This is a genomic window from Streptomyces sp. DSM 116795 (genome assembly GCF_055792905.1).
Genome location: NZ_CM147707.1, coordinates 6,009,511 through 6,026,627, shown reverse-complemented (window position 1 = coordinate 6,026,627; position 17,117 = coordinate 6,009,511). Strand labels below are relative to the sequence as shown.

Genomic DNA, 17,117 nt, shown 5'->3' with positions numbered 1-17,117 from the left:
CGGACTACGCACCGGGCTACGGCGGACGCCGTGCCGCTCCGGCGAGCGGCCCGGCCCTACGCCCGTCGGCGCAGCTCCTCCCACACCTCGCTCACCCGTGCCTGGAGCCCCTCCAGCGGGCCGTCGTTGCCGATCACGATGTCGGCCAGCGCCAGCCTCTCCTCGCGTGTCGCCTGCGCCGCCATGCGGGATGCGGCTTCCCCCTCGGTCATGCCGCGCAGCCGCACGAGCCGGTCGAGCTGCGTCTTCGGGGATGCGTCGACGACGAGGACCAGGTCGTAGAGCGGCCCGAGCCCGTTCTCGGTGAGTAGGGGCACGTCGTGGACGATCACTCCGCCGCTGTCCGCCTCTTCCGCCTGACGCTCCAGCTCGGCGGAACGCTCGCCCACGAGCGGGTGGACGATCGCGTTGAGCGCGGCAAGCCTCTCCGTGTCGGCGAAGACGACAGCCCCGAGCCCGGGCCGGTCCAGGCTGCCGTCCGGTGCGAGGATCTCCTCCCCGAACTCGGCGACGACGGCGGCCAGCCCCGGCGTGCCGGGCTCCACCACCTCCCGGGCGATCTTGTCCGCGTCGACGATCACGGCACCGTGCTCGTCCAGCAGCCGCGAGACCTCGCTCTTTCCGGCGCCGATTCCGCCCGTCAGTCCCACCTTCAGCATGCCGGCAACGCTATACGGTGCACGGAATCCGGCCACGCCCAGGCCGGTCCGCACGCTCACTGCGCCGGGCCCGCTCAAGGGCTGTCGTGCCGCTCCGCCGGGTCAGCCCAGTCGGTCAGCCCGCGCTGTCCCCGCCGGTGCCTCCGTCGGCGCCGCCTCCGCTGCTGCTCTCGCCGCCCTCGTCCTCACGCTCGGCGAGGAAACGTTCGAAGACCGCGCCGAGCTCGTCCGCTGAGGGCAGTTCGCTGGGTTCGGCCACCAGGTTTCCCCGCGTCTCGGCGCCGGCGAGCGCATCGTACTGCTGCTCGAGCCCCCGTACGACGGCCACGAGGTCCTCGTCTCCCTCGGCGAGCTGCCGTTCGATCTCGTTCTGGGTCTTGAGCGCCTCGTTCCGCAGGGCGTGCGCTACGTCGGGCAGCACCAGCCCCGTCGCGGAGGTGATGGCTTCGACGATGACGAGCGCGGCGTCCGGGTACGCCGACCGGGCGACGTAGTGCGGCACGTGCGCGACGACGCCGAGCACGTCGTGCCCGGACTCGGCGAGCCGCAGCTCGATCAGGCCGGCGGCGCTGCCCGGGACCTCGGCCTCCTCGAAGAGAGCGCCGTGGCCCGGTACGAGATCCGTACGCGTGCCGTGCGGTGTGAGGCCCACGGGACGGGTGTGGGGAACGCCCATCGGGATGCCGTGGAAGTTGACGGACATGCGCACGCCCAGGCGTTCGGTGATCTCACGGACGGCCGCGGTGAAGGCTTCCCACTGCACGTCCGGTTCCGGCCCGGACAGCAGCAGGAACGGCACACCTGTCGCGTCGCGTACGAGGCCGAGCTCCAGCCGGGGCGTCTCATAGGAGACCCAGCGGTCGCTGCGGAAGGTCATCGTGGGGCGGCGCGCACGGTAGTCGACCAGCCGGTCGGCGTCGAAACGCGCGACGGTGACGCAGGGCTGGCTGTCCTTCACACGCTCGACGATCTGCTCTCCTGCCTCGCCGGCGTCCATGTAGCCCTCGAAGTGATACAGCATCACCAGGCCCGCGCCGTCGGGCCCGCCGATGACGGCGTCGACCGCTTCGAGTCCGCTCTCGTCCCACGTGTACACGCTCTGCCCACTGTGCGGTTCAAGCACTGCTGGCGCCCCTAACTAGTCGCGTTCACACTGCACAACGGTGCGTGAGCCGCCGGCATTCCTGCGGCAGGCCACGCACGGGCGCAGGCACGGACGCGGGCATGGGCACGGACGCACGGACAGCGAAGTGGGGCCCGCTCCGCGAAGGAGCAGGCCCCACTCTCTGTGCTGTCAGCTGCAGCCGCCGCTCAGCGGCGGACTCTCAGCTTCGGCGCTTCAGCTCTGGCCGCCGGCGAGCTTCTCGCGCAGCGCCGCCAGCGCCTCGTCCGAGGCGAGGGCACCGGAGTCGTCGTTCGACTCCGAGGAGTACGAGCCGCCGCCGGAGGCGCCGGCCTGGCCACCGCCGCCGCCGTTGCCGCCCTGCTGCGGCTGGGCGCTGCCGCCGCCGGCGCCGGCACCCTCGGCCGCCGCCTGCTCGTCGGCCTCGCGGGACTTGATGACCTGCGCCTGGTGCTGCTCGAAGCGCTGCTGCGCCTCGGCGTACTGGCGCTCCCACTCCTCGCGCTGCTTCTCGTAACCCTCCAGCCAGTCGTTGGCCTCGGGGTCGAAGCCCTCGGGGTAGATGTAGTTGCCCTGGTCGTCGTACGACGCGGCCATGCCGTAGAGCGTCGGGTCGAAGTCGACCGTGGTCGGGTCGGCACCGAAGGACTCGTTGGCCTGCTTCAGCGAGAGGCTGATGCGGCGGCGCTCCAGGTCGATGTCGATGACCTTGACGAAGATCTCGTCGTTCACCTGGACGACCTGCTCCGGGATCTCCACGTGGCGCTCGGCCAGCTCGGAGATGTGGACCAGACCCTCGATGCCCTCGTCCACGCGGACGAACGCGCCGAACGGCACGAGCTTCGTGACCTTGCCGGGCACGACCTGACCGATCTGGTGCGTACGGGCGAACTGCTGCCACGGGTCTTCCTGCGTCGCCTTCAGCGACAGGGAGACGCGCTCGCGGTCCATGTCGACGTCGAGGACCTCGACCGTGACCTCCTGGCCGACCTCGACGACCTCGGACGGGTGGTCGATGTGCTTCCAGGACAGCTCGGAGACGTGCACCAGACCGTCCACACCGCCCAGGTCGACGAAGGCGCCGAAGTTGACGATGGAGGAGACGACGCCCGAGCGCACCTGGCCCTTCTGCAGGGTGGTGAGGAAGGTCTGGCGGACCTCGCTCTGCGTCTGCTCCAGCCAGGCACGGCGGGAGAGAACCACGTTGTTGCGGTTCTTGTCGAGCTCGATGATCTTGGCTTCGAGCTCCTTGCCGACGTACGGCTGCAGGTCGCGGACACGGCGCATCTCGACCAGGGAGGCCGGCAGGAAGCCCCGCAGGCCGATGTCGAGGATGAGGCCGCCCTTGACGACCTCGATGACGGTGCCGGTGACGATCCCGTCTTCTTCCTTGATCTTCTCGATGGTGCCCCAGGCACGCTCGTACTGAGCGCGCTTCTTCGAGAGGATCAGGCGCCCCTCCTTGTCCTCCTTCTGGAGAACGAGGGCTTCGATCTCGTCACCGACGGCGACGACCTCGTTGGGGTCGACGTCGTGCTTGATCGACAGTTCGCGGGACGGGATGACGCCTTCGGTCTTGTAACCGATGTCGAGCAGGACCTCGTCCCGGTCGACCTTCACGATGACGCCGTCGACGATGTCGCCGTCGTTGAAGTACTTGATCGTCTCGTCGATCGCGGCGAGGAAGGCTTCCTCGGAACCGATGTCGTTTACCGCAACCTGCGGAGTGGTGGCGGTGGTCTCGGTGCTGCTCGTCATGTGTGAAAGGGTCTCCGGTACGGACATGAAGTCGTAGGTTCTGCTACGCCGAGAGCCCGTTATCGCACCGCGCATGCAAGCCAGCCGGACACAGCCTTGAGAGCCACAAACCCGAGGGGATACACCACTGATGCGAGCGCGGCCTGCTCCGTCCGAGGCACGCAGGCCCGCAGCGCAACTTGTAGCATACGGGGGCCGCTGGGCATGGTCAATGCGCGAAAGAGCACAGCTGGGGTGGAACGTCCCATAACCGGCGCACCCGTGACCGCGTGCACCCGTCCAGGCACTGAACGGCGTCCCCGCAGCGCCCACGGCGACAAGTGACGGACGCGAGAGTACGACGGCGGGCCAGATGATCCAAGACGACGGCGGCAGCGGCAGCGGCAGCACGACGGAAGGGCCGGAGCCGGAGGCCGTGCGGAGGCACGCCGGAGGCACCGAGAGCAGCAGGGCCAACCGCGGCTGGTGGGACCGCAACGCCGACGAGTACCAGGACGACCACGGCGCCTTCCTCGGCGACGACCGTTTCGTGTGGTGCCCGGAGGGACTCGATGAGGCGAAGGCCCGGCTGCTCGGGCCGGCCGCGGAACTGCGCGGCCGGCGCGTGCTGGAGGTCGGCGCCGGCGCCGCGCAGTGTTCGCGCTGACTGGCGGCGCAGGGTGCCCGTCCCGTCGCGCTGGACCTCTCCCACCGGCAGCTCCAGCATGCGCTGCGCATCGGCGACGGCCGGGGCGGCCGCCCCGGCTTCCCCCTGGTGGAGGCGGACGCGGGGGCGCTGCCGTTTGCCGGCGGCGCCTTCGACTCGGCTTGCTCGGCCTTCGGTGCTCTGCCCTTCGTCGCCGATCCGGTGCGCGTGCTGCGGGAGGTGCGGCGGGTGCTGAAACCGGGCGGTCGCTGGGTCTTCTCCGTCACGCACCCGCTGCGCTGGGCGCTGCCGGACGAGCCGGGCCCGGAAGGGCTGACGGTGCTCAGCTCCTACTTCGACCGGACGCCGTACGTCGAGGAGGACGCGCGGGGCCACGCGGTCTACGTCGAGCACCACCGCACGATGGGTGACCGGGTGCGGGACGTGGTGAGCGCGGGGTTCCGGCTGCTGGACGTCGTCGAACCGGAGTGGCCGGACTGGAACACCCAGGAGTGGGGCGGATGGTCACCGCTGCGGGGGCGGCTGATCCCCGGGACGGCGATCTTCGTGTGCGAGCGCGACTGAGCACGGTGAACGGCTGGGCATGGTGAACGGCGGCCGGGCCGCGGTCATTTCTTGGTGACCGTCAGCTCCATGTCGTACGTGGAGCCGTCGGCGGTGGTGAGGCGGAGGGTGAAGGTCCCGGTGTGGCCGTCGGTGTGGACGGTCGGGAGTTTGAGTACGCCGCTGTCGCCCAGGATGCCCGTGGACTCCGTGCGGGAGCGGACCTCGTTGCCGAAAAGGTCCTTGAAGTAGGGGCCCTTGGTGTTCTCCTTGCCGTCCTCGGTGACCATCGTGGCGGTCACGGGCACGCCCCCGGCGGCTCCCTTCCGGTGTTCGAGCTTGACCTCGATGTCGGTGAACTTCGAGTCGGCCGGGGCCTTCAGGGGGCCCTCGGGGTCGCGAGCGAAGGTGTACTTGGGGGTGACGGTGGCGCCCATGGTGACCGTGGGCAGATCCCGTCCGAGTGCTGTGGCGGTGACGGTGAACTTGCCTGCCTGCTTGCCCGCGCCGATGACGGGAGCGGTGGCGTGGCCGTCGGCGCCGGTGGTGGCGGTGGCCTCTTTCTTGCCGGCGGGGAACCGGGCTCCCGTCGCGCCCTTGATCGTGTACTTGACGCGGATGCCGTCGACGGCCTTGCCGGACTTGTCGACGGCACGTACGCGGGGACGGTTCTCGATGTTCCCGCCCGTGTAGCCCTTCAACTCACCGGCGAGGACCGGCTTCAGGGCCGTCGCGGTACCGGGGGCCGGCGTCTCGTCGCCACCGCCGGGCCCGCCGTCCCCGTTGCCGTCGCCGTCTCCCTCGCCGCCGTCGCCCTTGCCGGGCTTGCCGGCTCCGGAGCCGCCGTCCTGCGAGCCCTTGCCCTTGCCGGGCCCGTCCGAGACGCCCGCGCCGGGTGAGTCGGGCAGGGCCCCAGCGCCGTCGGGGACCTGGTGTGCGCCCTTGCGGTAGAACTCGTACCAGGCCAGCACCGTACGCAGGTAGTCCTGGGAGTTGTTGTAGCTGAGGATCGCGCGGTCCAGGCCGGCCTTGGTGCTCAAGTCCCGTTCGCCCGCGCAGAGATACCCGGCCGCGGCCATTGCGGCGTCGTGGATGTTGCCCGGGTCGCGGGTGCCGTCGCCGTTGCCGTCGGCGGACCAGCGCGACCACGTGGAGGGTATGAACTGCATGGGTCCCACGGCGCGGTCGAAGCGCTTGTCGCCGTCGAGCCGCCCGCCGTCGGTGTCGGTGATACGGGCGAAGCCTGAGCCGTTCAGCACGGGGCCCAGGATCGGCTTCAGGGTGGTGCCCGCCTTGTCGACGGCCCCACCGCGTGCCTGACCGGACTCGACCTTGCCGATCGCGGCGAGCAGTTCCCAGCGCAGCCCGCAGGCGGGGTCGGAGGCGTTCTGCGAGCGCGCGGCCTTCTTGTACGCGGCGAGCACCGACGCCGGGATGCCGGACTCGGATGGCGTGTCAACCGAACTGCGGGGCGGGGCGGGGGATTCGAGAGGCGGCAGTTCGGTGTGGTACGAGTCGTCACCCGGCGAACGGTCGGGCTGGGCGTCGTCCGGGCGCTCCTTGCCGGGCCCGTCGGCGCGGTGATCCACCTCCGCGCCAGGTGCCTGCGAAGCGGTCAGCGCCGCCATCGTCGCGGCGGCGATGGCCGTGCCCGCCACTCCACGGCGGATCTTCCTGCCGCCGCCGCGAATCCCGCGATACCGCACCATGTGCCGGACCCCCTGCTTCTGCCCTGCGGTCGTCAACACGGTGACACTACGACAAGTGCCGGGCCGCGTCTGCGGGTCGGGGCATTCCGACCGGTGCGGAGCAGGGCGTCAGTGCGCCGCGGACTCCCAGTCGTCGCCGACGCCGACGGACACGTCCAGCGGCGCACGCAGCTGGACCGCGGCGGCCATCTCGCGGCACACCAGCTCCTCCACGGCGTCGCGCTCGCCGGGGGCGATCTCCAGCACGATCTCGTCGTGGACCTGCAGCAGCATGCGTGAGGTGAGCTTCTCCTTGCGCAGGGCGGAGTCCACGCGCAGCATCGCCATCTTGACGATGTCCGCCGCGGTGCCCTGGATCGGTGCGTTGAGCGCCATCCGCTCGGCCATGTCGCGGCGCTGGCGGTTGTCGCTGTTGAGGTCGGGGAGGTAGCGGCGGCGGCCCATGATGGTCTCGGTGTAGCCGGTGGCGCGGGCCTCGGAGACGGCGCGGTGGAGGAAGTCGCGCACTCCGCCGAAGCGTTCGAAGTAGTCGTCCATCAGCTTGCGGGCCTCGTCCGGGGTGATGCCGAGCTGCTGGGAGAGCCCGAACGCGGACAGGCCGTAGGCCAGCCCGTAGGACATGGCCTTGATCTTGCGGCGCATCTCGGCGTCGACCTTGTCCTCGGTGACGTCGAAGACCTGCGAGGCGACGGTGGTGTGCAGGTTCTCCCCGGAGGTGATGGCCTCGATCAGCTTCTCGTCGTCGGACATGTGGGCCATCACGCGCAGTTCGATCTGGCTGTAGTCCGCGGTCATCAGGCTCTCGTAGCCCTCGCCGACGCGGAAGGCACGGCGGATGGCGCGGCCCTCGTCCGTACGGACGGGCACGTTCTGCAAGTTGGGGTCGGTGGAGGAGAGGCGGCCGGTGGCGGCGACGGTCTGGCTGAAGCTGGTGTGGATACGGCCGTCGGGGGCGATCGTCTTGATCAGGCCCTCGACGGTGGTGCGCAGCTTCTGCTGTTCGCGGTAGCGCAGCATCAGCACGGGCAGTTCGTGCTCGGTCTGCGCCGCCAGCCACGTCAGCGCGTCGGCGTCCGTCGTCCAGCCCGTCTTCGTCTTCTTCGTCTTGGGCAGGCCCAGCTCTCCGAAGAGCACTTCCTGGAGCTGCTTGGGCGAGCCGAGATTGAACTCGTGCCCGACGGCGGCATGTGCGTCCTTCACCGCCTGCTGGGCGGCGTCGGCGAACTGCTGCTCCAGGCCCGTCAGCCATTCGCGGTCGGCGCAGATGCCGGAGCGTTCCATCCCCGCCAGCACAGCGGAGACGGGCAGCTCCAGGTCGCGCAGCAGATCGGCGGCGCCGACCTGGTCGAGCCTGTCCTCGAAGACCTCACCGAGGTCGAGGATCGTACGGGCCTTGACCATCAGGGCCTGCGCCTCGGCCTGTTCGTCCACGCCGAAGGCCAGCTGCCCGCCGCCCGCGTCGGCCGGGCCCAGCTCGCGGCCCAGATATTCCACCGACAGGGCGTCCATGTCGAAGGAGCGGCGGCCCGGCTTGTCGAGATACGCGGCGAGGGCCGTGTCCATCGTGACGCCGGCGACGCTCCAGCCGTGCTCGGCGAAGACCCGCGTGATCGCCTTGGCGTCGTGGACGACCTTCGGGCGTGCCGCGTCGGCGATCCACGCGGAGAACGCCCTCTCCTCCGCCTCGTCCAGCTGCGCGGGGTCGAACCAAGCCGCGGGACCGCCGCCGGCGGCGAGAGCGATCTCGCTCACGCTGCCGGTGCCCAGCTTCCACACATCGACGGTGGCCAGCCCGAGGGTGTCGCCCGCGTGTTCCTCCAGCCAGCCGGTCAGCTCACCGGAGCCGAGCACGGTGCCGTCGATCTCCACGCCTTCCACCGACGGGGAGACCTCTTCCTCCTGCGCGCCCGGGTCGACGGCGAACAGCCGCTCGCGGAAGTTCTGATGGCGGAACTCCAGGGCGTCCAGCACGACGTTCAGCGTGTCCCGGTCGTAGGCGACCCGCTCCAACTCCTCCGGGCCGCAGCTCAGTTCGACGTCGCGCACGAGCTCCGTGAGGTGACGGTTGAGCGTGACCGACTCCAGATGCGCCCGCAGATTCTCGCCGGCCTTGCCCTTCACCTCGTCCGCACGGCCGGCCAGCTCAGCGAAGGAACCGAACTGACTGATCCACTTCGTGGCCGTCTTCTCGCCGACACCGGGGATGCCGGGGAGGTTGTCCGAGGGGTCGCCGCGCAGCGCGGCGAAGTCCGGGTACTGCTCGGGTGTCAGGCCGTACTTCTCGAAGACCTTCTCCGGGGTGAAGCGCGTCAGCTCCGAGACGCCCTTCGTCGGATAGAGCACCGTGACGTCGTCGCTGACGAGTTGCAGGGCGTCACGGTCGCCGGTGACGATCAAGACCTTGAAGCCCTCGGACACCGCCTGCGTGGTGAGCGTCGCGATGACGTCGTCCGCCTCGAAGCCCTCCACGGCGAAGCGGCGCACCCGCATCGCGTCGAGCAGTTCCCCGATCAGCTCCACCTGCCCCTTGAACTCGTCCGGGGCCTTGGAGCGGTTCGCCTTGTACTCCGCGAACTCCGCGGAGCGCCAGGTCTTGCGGGAGACGTCGAAGGCGACCGCGAAGTGCGTGGGCTCCTCGTCACGCAGAGTGTTGGACAGCATCGAGGTGAAGCCGTAGATCGCATTCGTCGTCTGGCCCGTGGAGGTGGAGAAATTCTCCGCGGGCAGGGCGTAGAACGCGCGGTAGGCGAGCGAGTGCCCGTCCATCAGGAGCAGGCGCGGTGCGGTCTTCTTCGATGCCTTCTCAGTCACGTTGCCGATCCTCCCACGGCCCACCGACAACACCGTCCGCGAGCACCCGGCGAACCCGGAACGGGCCCGTCCACCTCGCCGTCGGGGCAACTCCGTGGCGGCCTCCGCCGCGCCGCTGATCCCGCTGCCCGTCCTCGGCCGTACGGAGCGCGATCTGCGGGGCGGCGGCGGGCAGTTCGAGACGGACGGTGCAAGTCACCGGTGATCCGCATCACTCCTGTCTGAGCGCACGCTCAGGCACCTGATATGACGGTGCGGAACACCCGACCGCATCGACCGGTTGACCATCACGTCACGACGTCGACCGACCACTGTGATCGGAGCCGCTGCCCATGGGCGAGCACACCAGGACCACGTTCCCTCAGGAGATCCTCGACCAGTGGGCGGGGCTCGGGCTCGACCTGCCCGCGCTCTTCTCCGCGGGGCACCTCGGCGAGCGCATGGACCTGCGGATCCTCGACGCCTCGCCCGAGAAGGTCACCGGCACGCTCCCCGTCGAGGGCAACACCCAGCCCTACGGACTGCTCCACGGCGGCGCCTCCGCCGTGCTCGCGGAGACCCTCGGCTCCGTCGGCGCGATGCTGCACTGCGGGCCGGGCAGGCTCGCCGTCGGCGTCGACCTCAACTGCACCCACCACCGAGGCATCCGTTCCGGACTGATCACCGGCACGGCCACGCCCGTACACCTGGGGCGCTCCACCGCGACGTACGAGACCGTCATCACCGACGAGGACGGCAGGCGTGTGTGCAGCGCCCGGCTGACGTGTCTGCTGCGTGACGCCTCCACCGATGCCGCCACCCTGGTCACACCGCCGGAAGGCCGCTAGCTTCCCGCACATGGGAGGCACGGGACGCAGACGCGGAGGGGCCGGCGACGCCCCTCGAAGACCCCGCGCCCGGGGCCGGCCCGCATCCCAGGGCCCGTACCAGGGCGGCCCGTACCAGGACCCTTATCAGGGCGACCCGTACCAGGACCCCTACCAGGGCTCGCAGCAGCCGCCGTACCGGCCCGCGTACCAGCCGCGGCCGCTGCCCCGGGCACAGCCGCCACGGCTGCAGCCGCTGAGACCGCCGCTGCCACCGGCCAGGAGACAGCCACCGCCACCGCAGCGGCCGGAGGTGCTGGCCTCCGGAAGCGACAGCCCCGGGATCGGCGAACTCTGGTACGGCCTCCCCACGCGCGCCCGACGCACCGCCGTCGCCGCCGCGTGCCTCCTCCTGCTCGCCGCCGGCGGCTACGCGGTCGCCATGCAGACGCCCGGCACCGGTACACAGGCACAGCAAGGACAAGGAGAGGGAGCCGAGTCCGGGCCCGTACCGGGAACCGGCACGCCCTCCGCCGCGCACAGACGCATGCCCTATCCCGCGCAGAGCGCCCGCATCACCTTCGACCGCCTCGCCGTCTCCGACCGCGCCCGCCGCACCTTCACCATCCAGCTGCACGCGACAGCCACCTCACCCCTGACCGTCCTGGACGTCGGCCAGGGCTACGAAGCCGTCGACCTGAGCCTCGCCGGGCGGCCGCCACTCACCGTGCGCCCCGGCAACGCACGGACCCTCCTCCTCAAGGCGAAGGTCACCAACTGTGACCGTGTGCCGCTCCGCGCCCGCTCACCCTTCCTCAACGTCACGCTCCGCAACGACCGTGCACGTCAGGAGTTGAGCGTGATCCCGGGCGAGCGCTACGCGGACGCACTCGCGCACGCATTCCGGACGCTGTGCCTGCCCGACAGCCCCGCAGACGCCCCCCAACCCTGAAACGATCTGCTGCTTCGCGTCCCGGAAACGTGTCCGCTACACGCGCGTCACACACCGGATCTTCCCGGACGCTCCTGTACGGACACGTCGCGGTCGGCCCTCAATAACAAGAACGTCACACCTTTGACTGCCCCTCTGCCCCCCGCGATCCGACGGCCATAGAGTCACCGCCAGTCACCGCGCAGCCGGGTGTGCAGTGCAAACCCTGATCCGTTCCGCGGCTCAGGGAGCCCGGCGCGCGACACGGCCCTTCATCTCCGAAGGCCGCGCCATGGGGAAAGGACTGATCGTGCGCCACCGTTCATTGCTCATCATCACCACCGCGGCTGTCGCTGCGGGATCTCTCACGCTGTCCGCTTGCGGCTCACGCGGCGAGGACAGCGGCAAGAGTGGCGGGGAGACCACTCTGACAATCGGTCTCGACGCCCCGCTCACAGGTGATCTCTCCGCGCTCGGCCAGGGCATCAAGAACTCGGCCGACCTCGCCGTCAAGCAGGCCAACAAGGAAAAGACCGTCGACGGCGTCAAGTTCAAGCTGGAGGCGCTCGACGACGCCGCCCAGCCCTCCGCCGGTCAGCAGAACGCCAACAAGTTCGTGGCGGATGACAAGGTTGTCGGCGCCGTCGGCCCGCTGAACTCCAACGTCGGCCAGTCGATGCAGAAGGTGTTCGACAAGGCGAAGATGGTCGAGGTCTCGCCGGCCAACACCGCACCCGAGCTGACGCAGGGCGTCGACTGGCGGACCGGCAAGAAGGAACGCCCCTTCGAGACGTACTTCCGCATCTGCACCACGGACGCCATCCAGGGCCCGTACGCGGCGCAGTACATGTACAACGAGAAGAAGCTCAAGAAGGTCTACGTCATCGACGACAAGAAGACCTACGGCAAGGGCCTCGCCGGCACCTTCAAGTCGGAGTTCGAGGACCTGGGCGGCGAAGTGGTCGGCACCGACCACGTCGACCCGAAGGAGAAGGACTTCACCGCGGTGGTCAACAAGGTCGCCAAGGCCAAGCCCGACTTCGTCTACTACGGCGGCGAGTACCCGGCCGGCGCACCACTCGCCGACCAGGCCAAGAAGGCCGGCCTCGAAGGCCCCGTGGTCGGCGGCGACGCGCTGTTCAGCGCCGAGTACGTCAAGCTCGCCAAGAAGAACTCCGAGGGCGACATCGCCTCGTCCGTCGGCGCACCGCTCGAGACCCTCGACAGCGCCAAGAAGTTCGTGAAGAACTACGAGGCCGCCGGCTACAAGCTGCCCTACGAGGCATACGGCGGCTACGCCTACGACTCCACCTGGGCCATCATCCAGGCCGTCAAGGCCGTCGCCGAGAAGAACGACGGCAAGCTGCCCGAGGACATGAACGAGACCCGCGAGCAGGTCGTCGAAGCCATGCAGGACGTCAAGTTCGACGGCGTCAGCGGCAAGGTCGGCTTCGACGAGTACGGCGACACCACCAACAAGCAGCTCTCGCTGTACGAGGTCAAGAAGGGCGTGCACAAGCCCGTCAAGACCGGCACCTTCGACGAAGACTGAGCAGGGCGACCGCCCCGTTCATCCACACCACTACGCCGCGCGGGGACGCGAACAGCGCCCCCGCGCGGCCGTATCCAGAAACCACTCGGAGGCCCCGCGGTGAACGACCTGCCGCAGCAACTGGCCAGTGGACTCATCCTCGGCGCGATGTACGGCCTCATCGCGATCGGCTACACGATGGTCTACGGCATCGTTCAGCTCATCAACTTCGCCCACGGCGAGATCGTCATGTTCGGGGCCTTCGGCGGCCTCACCGCGTGGCTGCTTCTCCCCCAGGGCACAGCCCTCACGATCGCCCTCCCCCTCATGCTCGTGATGGCCGTGGGAGTGTCCGTGCTCATAGGCATCGGAGCGGAACGCTTCGCCTACCGGCCGCTGCGCAACGCACCCCGGCTCGCACCGCTCATCACCGCGATCGGCCTGTCGATCATGCTCCAGCAACTGATCTGGAGCTTCTACCCCGACGCCAAGAAGGCCCGCAGCTTCCCCCAGTTCAGCGGCGAAAGCGTCCAGCTCCTCGGCGCCAACGTCCAGCGCGGCGAACTCTTCCTGCTCATAGCCGCGCCGATCTGCATGATCGCCCTCGGCTTCTTCGTCGCCAAGACCCGCACCGGCCGCGCCATGCAGGCCACCTCGCAGGACCCCGACACCGCGAAGCTCATGGGCATCAACACCGACCGCATCATCGTCACCGCGTTCGCCATCGGCGCCGCGTTCGGCGGAGTGGCGGCCATCGCCTACGGCCTCAAGTACGGCCAGATCGACTTCAAGATCGGATTCATCCTCGGCCTCAAGGCCTTCACCGCCGCCGTGCTCGGCGGCATCGGCAACATCTACGGAGCCATGGTGGGCGGCGTCGTCCTCGGCCTCGCGGAATCACTGGCCACCGCGTACATCGAACACATCCCCGGCATGGAACTCTTCGGCGGCGGCGCCTGGAAGAACGTATGGGCATTCGTCCTGCTGATCCTCGTGCTCCTCGTACGACCACAAGGCCTGCTCGGCGAACGCGTCACGGACAGGGCGTGATAGCGATGGCAACCACCAACTCCCAAGCGGGAACCACCGCACCCGACGCACCCGCCGAGCCGCTCGACCCCACCGGCGCACCCGGCACCCTGCCGCTGCCGCCCAATACCGCCCGCATCATCACCCTCGCAGGCGCCGTCGGCACCCTCGCGAGCACCATGCTCGCCTGGACCTGGACCGCCGAATTCCCAGGCGACCTCACCTACTACGGCTCACCCGTCGACCTGCAGACCCTCACCCTCGTCGGGTCGCTGCTCACCATCGCCTTCCTCCTCGCCGGCAACGGCGTACGCGGACTGCGCTGGCTCACCCCCGGCGGCCGGACCGCACCCGTGGTCCTGGCGGCCCTCGGCACACTCGGCGTCGCCTGGTTCACCGCCGCAGCCATCGCCGTCGTACTCGGCGGGTTCATCCACTTCGAACCCGGCATGTGGGTCGCCGTCTTCACGAGCCTTCTCACCGTCGCCGGCGCCCTCGGCCTCCGCGCCGACGAACCATTCGACCCCGCCGACCCCGCACTGCGCGACCCCGGACCCTGGCAGCGCTTCCGCCACTCCCTCAAAGCGCCCGCACCCGCCGCCGCGCGCGAACTGCCCGGCTGGGCCGAACTGCTCACCATCGCCGTCACCTTCGGCATCGGGCTGTTCGTCTTCACTTACGGAATCGACACTCCGTACGGCGAACTCTTCATCGGCTTCCTGATCCTCGTGGGCTGCGGCGCCACCGCCCTCGCACGCGCCGGGCTCAGCCAGCGCCTGTCCAAACTCACCGCGAAGCACCGCAACATCACCTTCACCGCGGCATTCGTCGCAGCGGCCTGCTTCCCCTTCACCCAGAGCAGCGACCAGTACACCTCCGTCGCAGCCAACATCCTCATCTTCGCCACCGTCGCACTCGGCCTCAACGTCGTCGTCGGCCTCGCCGGCCTTCTCGACCTCGGATACGTGGCCTTCCTCGGCGTCGGCGCCTACGCGGCGGCGCTCGTCTCCGGATCCAACACCTCCGTACTCGGCGTCCACTTCCCCTTCTGGGCCGCCGTCCTCACCGGAGCAGGCGCGTCACTCGTCTTCGGCGTCGTCATCGGCGCCCCCACCCTGCGGCTGCACGGCGACTACCTCGCCATCGTCACCCTCGGGTTCGGCGAGATCTTCCGCATCGGCATGGAGAACCTCGACGGCTCCTCCGGACCGTCCGTCACCAACGGCGCCAACGGCATCGCCAACATTCCCGATCTGGTGATCTTCGGCTTCAACCTCGGCGAGGACCACACGGTCCTCGGCGTCGAACTCGGCCCCTTCGCCAACTACTACCTGCTGATGCTCCTCTTCACGATCATCATCGTGACGATCTTCCGCCGCGCCGACCGCTCCCGCATCGGCCGCGCCTGGGTAGCCGTACGCGAGGACGAGACAGCCGCACGCGCAATGGGCATCAACGGATTCCGCGTCAAGCTCATCGCCTTCGCACTCGGAGCCACCCTCGCCGGAATGGCCGGCACCGTACAGGCACACGTCACCTCGTCCGTGACACCCGAGCAGTACCAGTTCGTCGAAGTCGTACCGCCCAACTCCGCCTTCCTGCTCGCCGCGGTCATCCTCGGCGGCATGGGCACCGTGTCGGGACCCCTCATCGGCGCCTCACTGCTCTACCTCATCCCGGCCAAGCTCCAGTTCATCGGCGACTACCAACTCCTCCTCTTCGGACTCGCGTTGGTGCTCCTCATGCGCTACCGCCCCGAAGGCCTCATCGCGGACCGCCGCAAGAAGCTCGAATTCCACGAAACCGGCCAGCTCGACGTGCCCACCGGCGGCCCCGGCCTCAGCAAGACGGAGGCATAGACGATGACCACCACGACCACCACCGGCACACCGCAGACCCCACCCGCAGGACGCACCGACGTACTGCGGGCCAGCGGAGTCACCATGCGCTTCGGCGGGCTCACCGCCGTACGCAACGTCGACCTCAACGTCGACAGCGGCGAGATCGTCGGACTCATCGGCCCCAACGGCGCCGGCAAGACCACCTTCTTCAACTGCCTCACCGGCCTGTACATACCGACCGAGGGCCAAGTCGCCTACAAGGGGAAAGTGCTGCCGCACCGCTCCCACCTGGTCACCCAGGCAGGCATAGCCCGCACCTTCCAGAACATCCGCCTCTTCGCCAACATGACGGTCCTCGAGAACGTCCTCGTCGGCCGCCACACACGCACCAAGGAAGGCCTGCTCTCCGCACTCCTGCGCGGGCCGGGCTTCCGCAAAGCCGAACGCGGCTCCGAGGAACGCGCCATGGAACTCCTCGAGTTCACCGGCCTCGCCGACAAGCGCGAACACCTCGCCCGCAACCTCCCCTACGGCGAACAGCGCAAGCTCGAAATCGCCCGCGCGCTCGCCAGCGAACCAGGACTGCTGCTCCTCGACGAGCCCACCGCGGGCATGACCGCGAGCGAGACCAGCGCCACCCGCGACCTCGTCCTCGCCGTACGGGAAGGCGGCACAGCCGTACTCGTCATCGAGCACGACATGCGCTTCATCTTCAACCTCTGCGACCGCGTCACCGTCCTCGTCCAAGGCGAGAAACTCGTCGAAGGCTCACCCGAAGCAGTCCAGGCCGACGAACGCGTCATCGCCGCCTACCTCGGCACACCCTTCGAAGGGGAACCCGGCGAAGCCGAAGCCGCGGAGGTCCGCGAAGCAGAAACACGCGAAGCCGCAGCGCACGACGGCGAAGATACCGGGACGGGCGAGAACCCGAAGGGAGAGGGACCCTGATGCCACTCCTCGAAGTCGACGACCTCCGCGTCGCCTACGGCAAGATCGAAGCCGTCAAAGGCATCTCGTTCAGCGTCGAAGCCGGCCAGGTCGTCACGCTCATCGGCACCAACGGCGCGGGCAAGACAACCACCCTGCGCACCCTGTCCGGCCTGCTCAAACCCCTCGCCGGAAAGATCACCTTCGACGGCGAAGTGATCAACGACATGGGCGCACACAAGATCGTCGCCAAAGGGCTCGCACACTCCCCCGAAGGCCGCCGCATCTTCCCCCGCCTCACCATCGCCGAGAACCTCCAACTCGGCGCCTTCCTCCGCAAGGACGCCTCTGGCATCCAACGGGACATCGAACGCGCCTACACCCTCTTCCCCATCCTCGGAGAACGCCGCGGCCAAGCCGCCGGCACCCTCTCCGGAGGCGAACAGCAGATGCTCGCCATGGGCCGCGCCCTGATGTCCCAGCCCAAACTGCTCATGCTCGACGAACCCTCCATGGGCCTCTCGCCGATCATGATGCAGAAGATCATGGAGACCATCACCGAGCTCAAGGCACAGGGCACGACGATTCTCCTCGTCGAACAGAACGCCCAAGCGGCGCTCTCCCTCGCCGACCACGGCCACGTCATGGAGATCGGCACCATCGCCCTCTCCGGCACCGGCCAGGAACTCATGCACGACGAGTCCGTACGCAAGGCCTACCTCGGCGAGGACTGACCCCGACACGAAAACGGGGCCGCCCCAACCGGGACGGCCCCGTTTTCGCACGCTCGGCTACTTCTGTTC

Annotated in this window: 13 protein-coding genes and 1 pseudogene; 9 read left to right on the top strand and 5 right to left on the bottom strand. The window is 69.1% G+C overall.

Translation table 11 applies throughout. From position 1 onward, the window contains the following. Window positions 1-56: 56 nt before the first annotated feature. The 3 genes from coaE to rpsA form a co-directional block, all read right to left on the bottom strand. Window positions 57-659: a dephospho-CoA kinase gene (gene coaE, locus ACSMXX_RS25970; protein ID WP_473181104.1), complete on the bottom strand. Its 603-nt coding sequence runs from the start codon at window positions 657-659 to the stop codon at window positions 57-59. A gap of 115 nt (window positions 660-774) precedes the next feature. Further along, window positions 775-1,755, bottom strand: a complete 981-nt coding sequence (locus ACSMXX_RS25965; RefSeq protein ID WP_473181103.1) for a proteasome assembly chaperone family protein — start codon at window positions 1,753-1,755, stop codon at window positions 775-777. Window positions 1,756-1,998: 243 nt separating this feature from the next. Continuing rightward, the gene (gene rpsA, locus ACSMXX_RS25960) at window positions 1,999-3,540 is read right to left on the bottom strand and encodes a 30S ribosomal protein S1 (protein ID WP_473181102.1); all 1,542 of its coding nucleotides are present in this window, start codon (window positions 3,538-3,540) and stop codon (window positions 1,999-2,001) included. A 352-nt stretch (window positions 3,541-3,892) separates the two neighbouring features. On the opposite strand from rpsA, the pseudogene ACSMXX_RS25955 reads away from it, so the two are divergent. After that, a pseudogene (locus tag ACSMXX_RS25955) lies at window positions 3,893-4,750 on the top strand (class I SAM-dependent methyltransferase). A gap of 44 nt (window positions 4,751-4,794) precedes the next feature. On the opposite strand, the gene ACSMXX_RS25950 reads toward ACSMXX_RS25955, so the two are convergent. Continuing rightward, window positions 4,795-6,474: a lytic murein transglycosylase gene (locus ACSMXX_RS25950; protein WP_473181101.1), complete on the bottom strand. Its 1,680-nt coding sequence runs from the start codon at window positions 6,472-6,474 to the stop codon at window positions 4,795-4,797. A 72-nt stretch (window positions 6,475-6,546) separates the two neighbouring features. Next, a complete protein-coding gene (gene polA, locus ACSMXX_RS25945; protein WP_473184972.1) occupies window positions 6,547-9,204 on the bottom strand; it encodes a DNA polymerase I in 2,658 nt (885 codons plus the stop codon). A 46-nt stretch (window positions 9,205-9,250) separates the two neighbouring features. Between polA and ACSMXX_RS25940 the strand changes: the two genes are divergently transcribed. From ACSMXX_RS25940 to ACSMXX_RS25905, 8 genes are all read left to right on the top strand, one after another. Beyond that, on the top strand, window positions 9,251-9,454 hold the full coding sequence (locus ACSMXX_RS25940; protein WP_473181100.1) for a hypothetical protein: 204 nt from the start codon (window positions 9,251-9,253) through the stop codon (window positions 9,452-9,454). A gap of 127 nt (window positions 9,455-9,581) precedes the next feature. Continuing rightward, window positions 9,582-10,076, top strand: coding sequence for a PaaI family thioesterase (locus tag ACSMXX_RS25935; protein WP_473181099.1), 495 nt, complete (start codon window positions 9,582-9,584; stop codon window positions 10,074-10,076). Between the two features lie 10 nt (window positions 10,077-10,086). Next, on the top strand, window positions 10,087-11,007 hold the full coding sequence (locus tag ACSMXX_RS25930) for a hypothetical protein (protein WP_473181098.1): 921 nt from the start codon (window positions 10,087-10,089) through the stop codon (window positions 11,005-11,007). A gap of 289 nt (window positions 11,008-11,296) precedes the next feature. Next, a complete protein-coding gene (locus ACSMXX_RS25925; protein ID WP_473181097.1) occupies window positions 11,297-12,538 on the top strand; it encodes a branched-chain amino acid ABC transporter substrate-binding protein in 1,242 nt (413 codons plus the stop codon). A 99-nt stretch (window positions 12,539-12,637) separates the two neighbouring features. Next, window positions 12,638-13,567 carry a branched-chain amino acid ABC transporter permease gene (locus ACSMXX_RS25920; protein WP_473181096.1) on the top strand — a complete coding sequence of 310 codons (930 nt, stop codon included), beginning with the start codon at window positions 12,638-12,640 and terminating at the stop codon, window positions 13,565-13,567. A 5-nt stretch (window positions 13,568-13,572) separates the two neighbouring features. Beyond that, window positions 13,573-15,405: a branched-chain amino acid ABC transporter permease gene (locus ACSMXX_RS25915; protein ID WP_473181095.1), complete on the top strand. Its 1,833-nt coding sequence runs from the start codon at window positions 13,573-13,575 to the stop codon at window positions 15,403-15,405. A gap of 3 nt (window positions 15,406-15,408) precedes the next feature. Beyond that, complete coding sequence (locus ACSMXX_RS25910; RefSeq protein ID WP_473181094.1) at window positions 15,409-16,335, top strand: ABC transporter ATP-binding protein; 927 nt, start codon at window positions 15,409-15,411, stop codon at window positions 16,333-16,335. Then, window positions 16,332-17,048, top strand: a complete 717-nt coding sequence (locus tag ACSMXX_RS25905) for an ABC transporter ATP-binding protein (RefSeq protein ID WP_473184971.1) — start codon at window positions 16,332-16,334, stop codon at window positions 17,046-17,048. The genes ACSMXX_RS25910 and ACSMXX_RS25905 overlap by 4 nt, the downstream gene beginning before the upstream one ends. The last annotated feature ends 69 nt before the right edge of the window (window positions 17,049-17,117 follow it).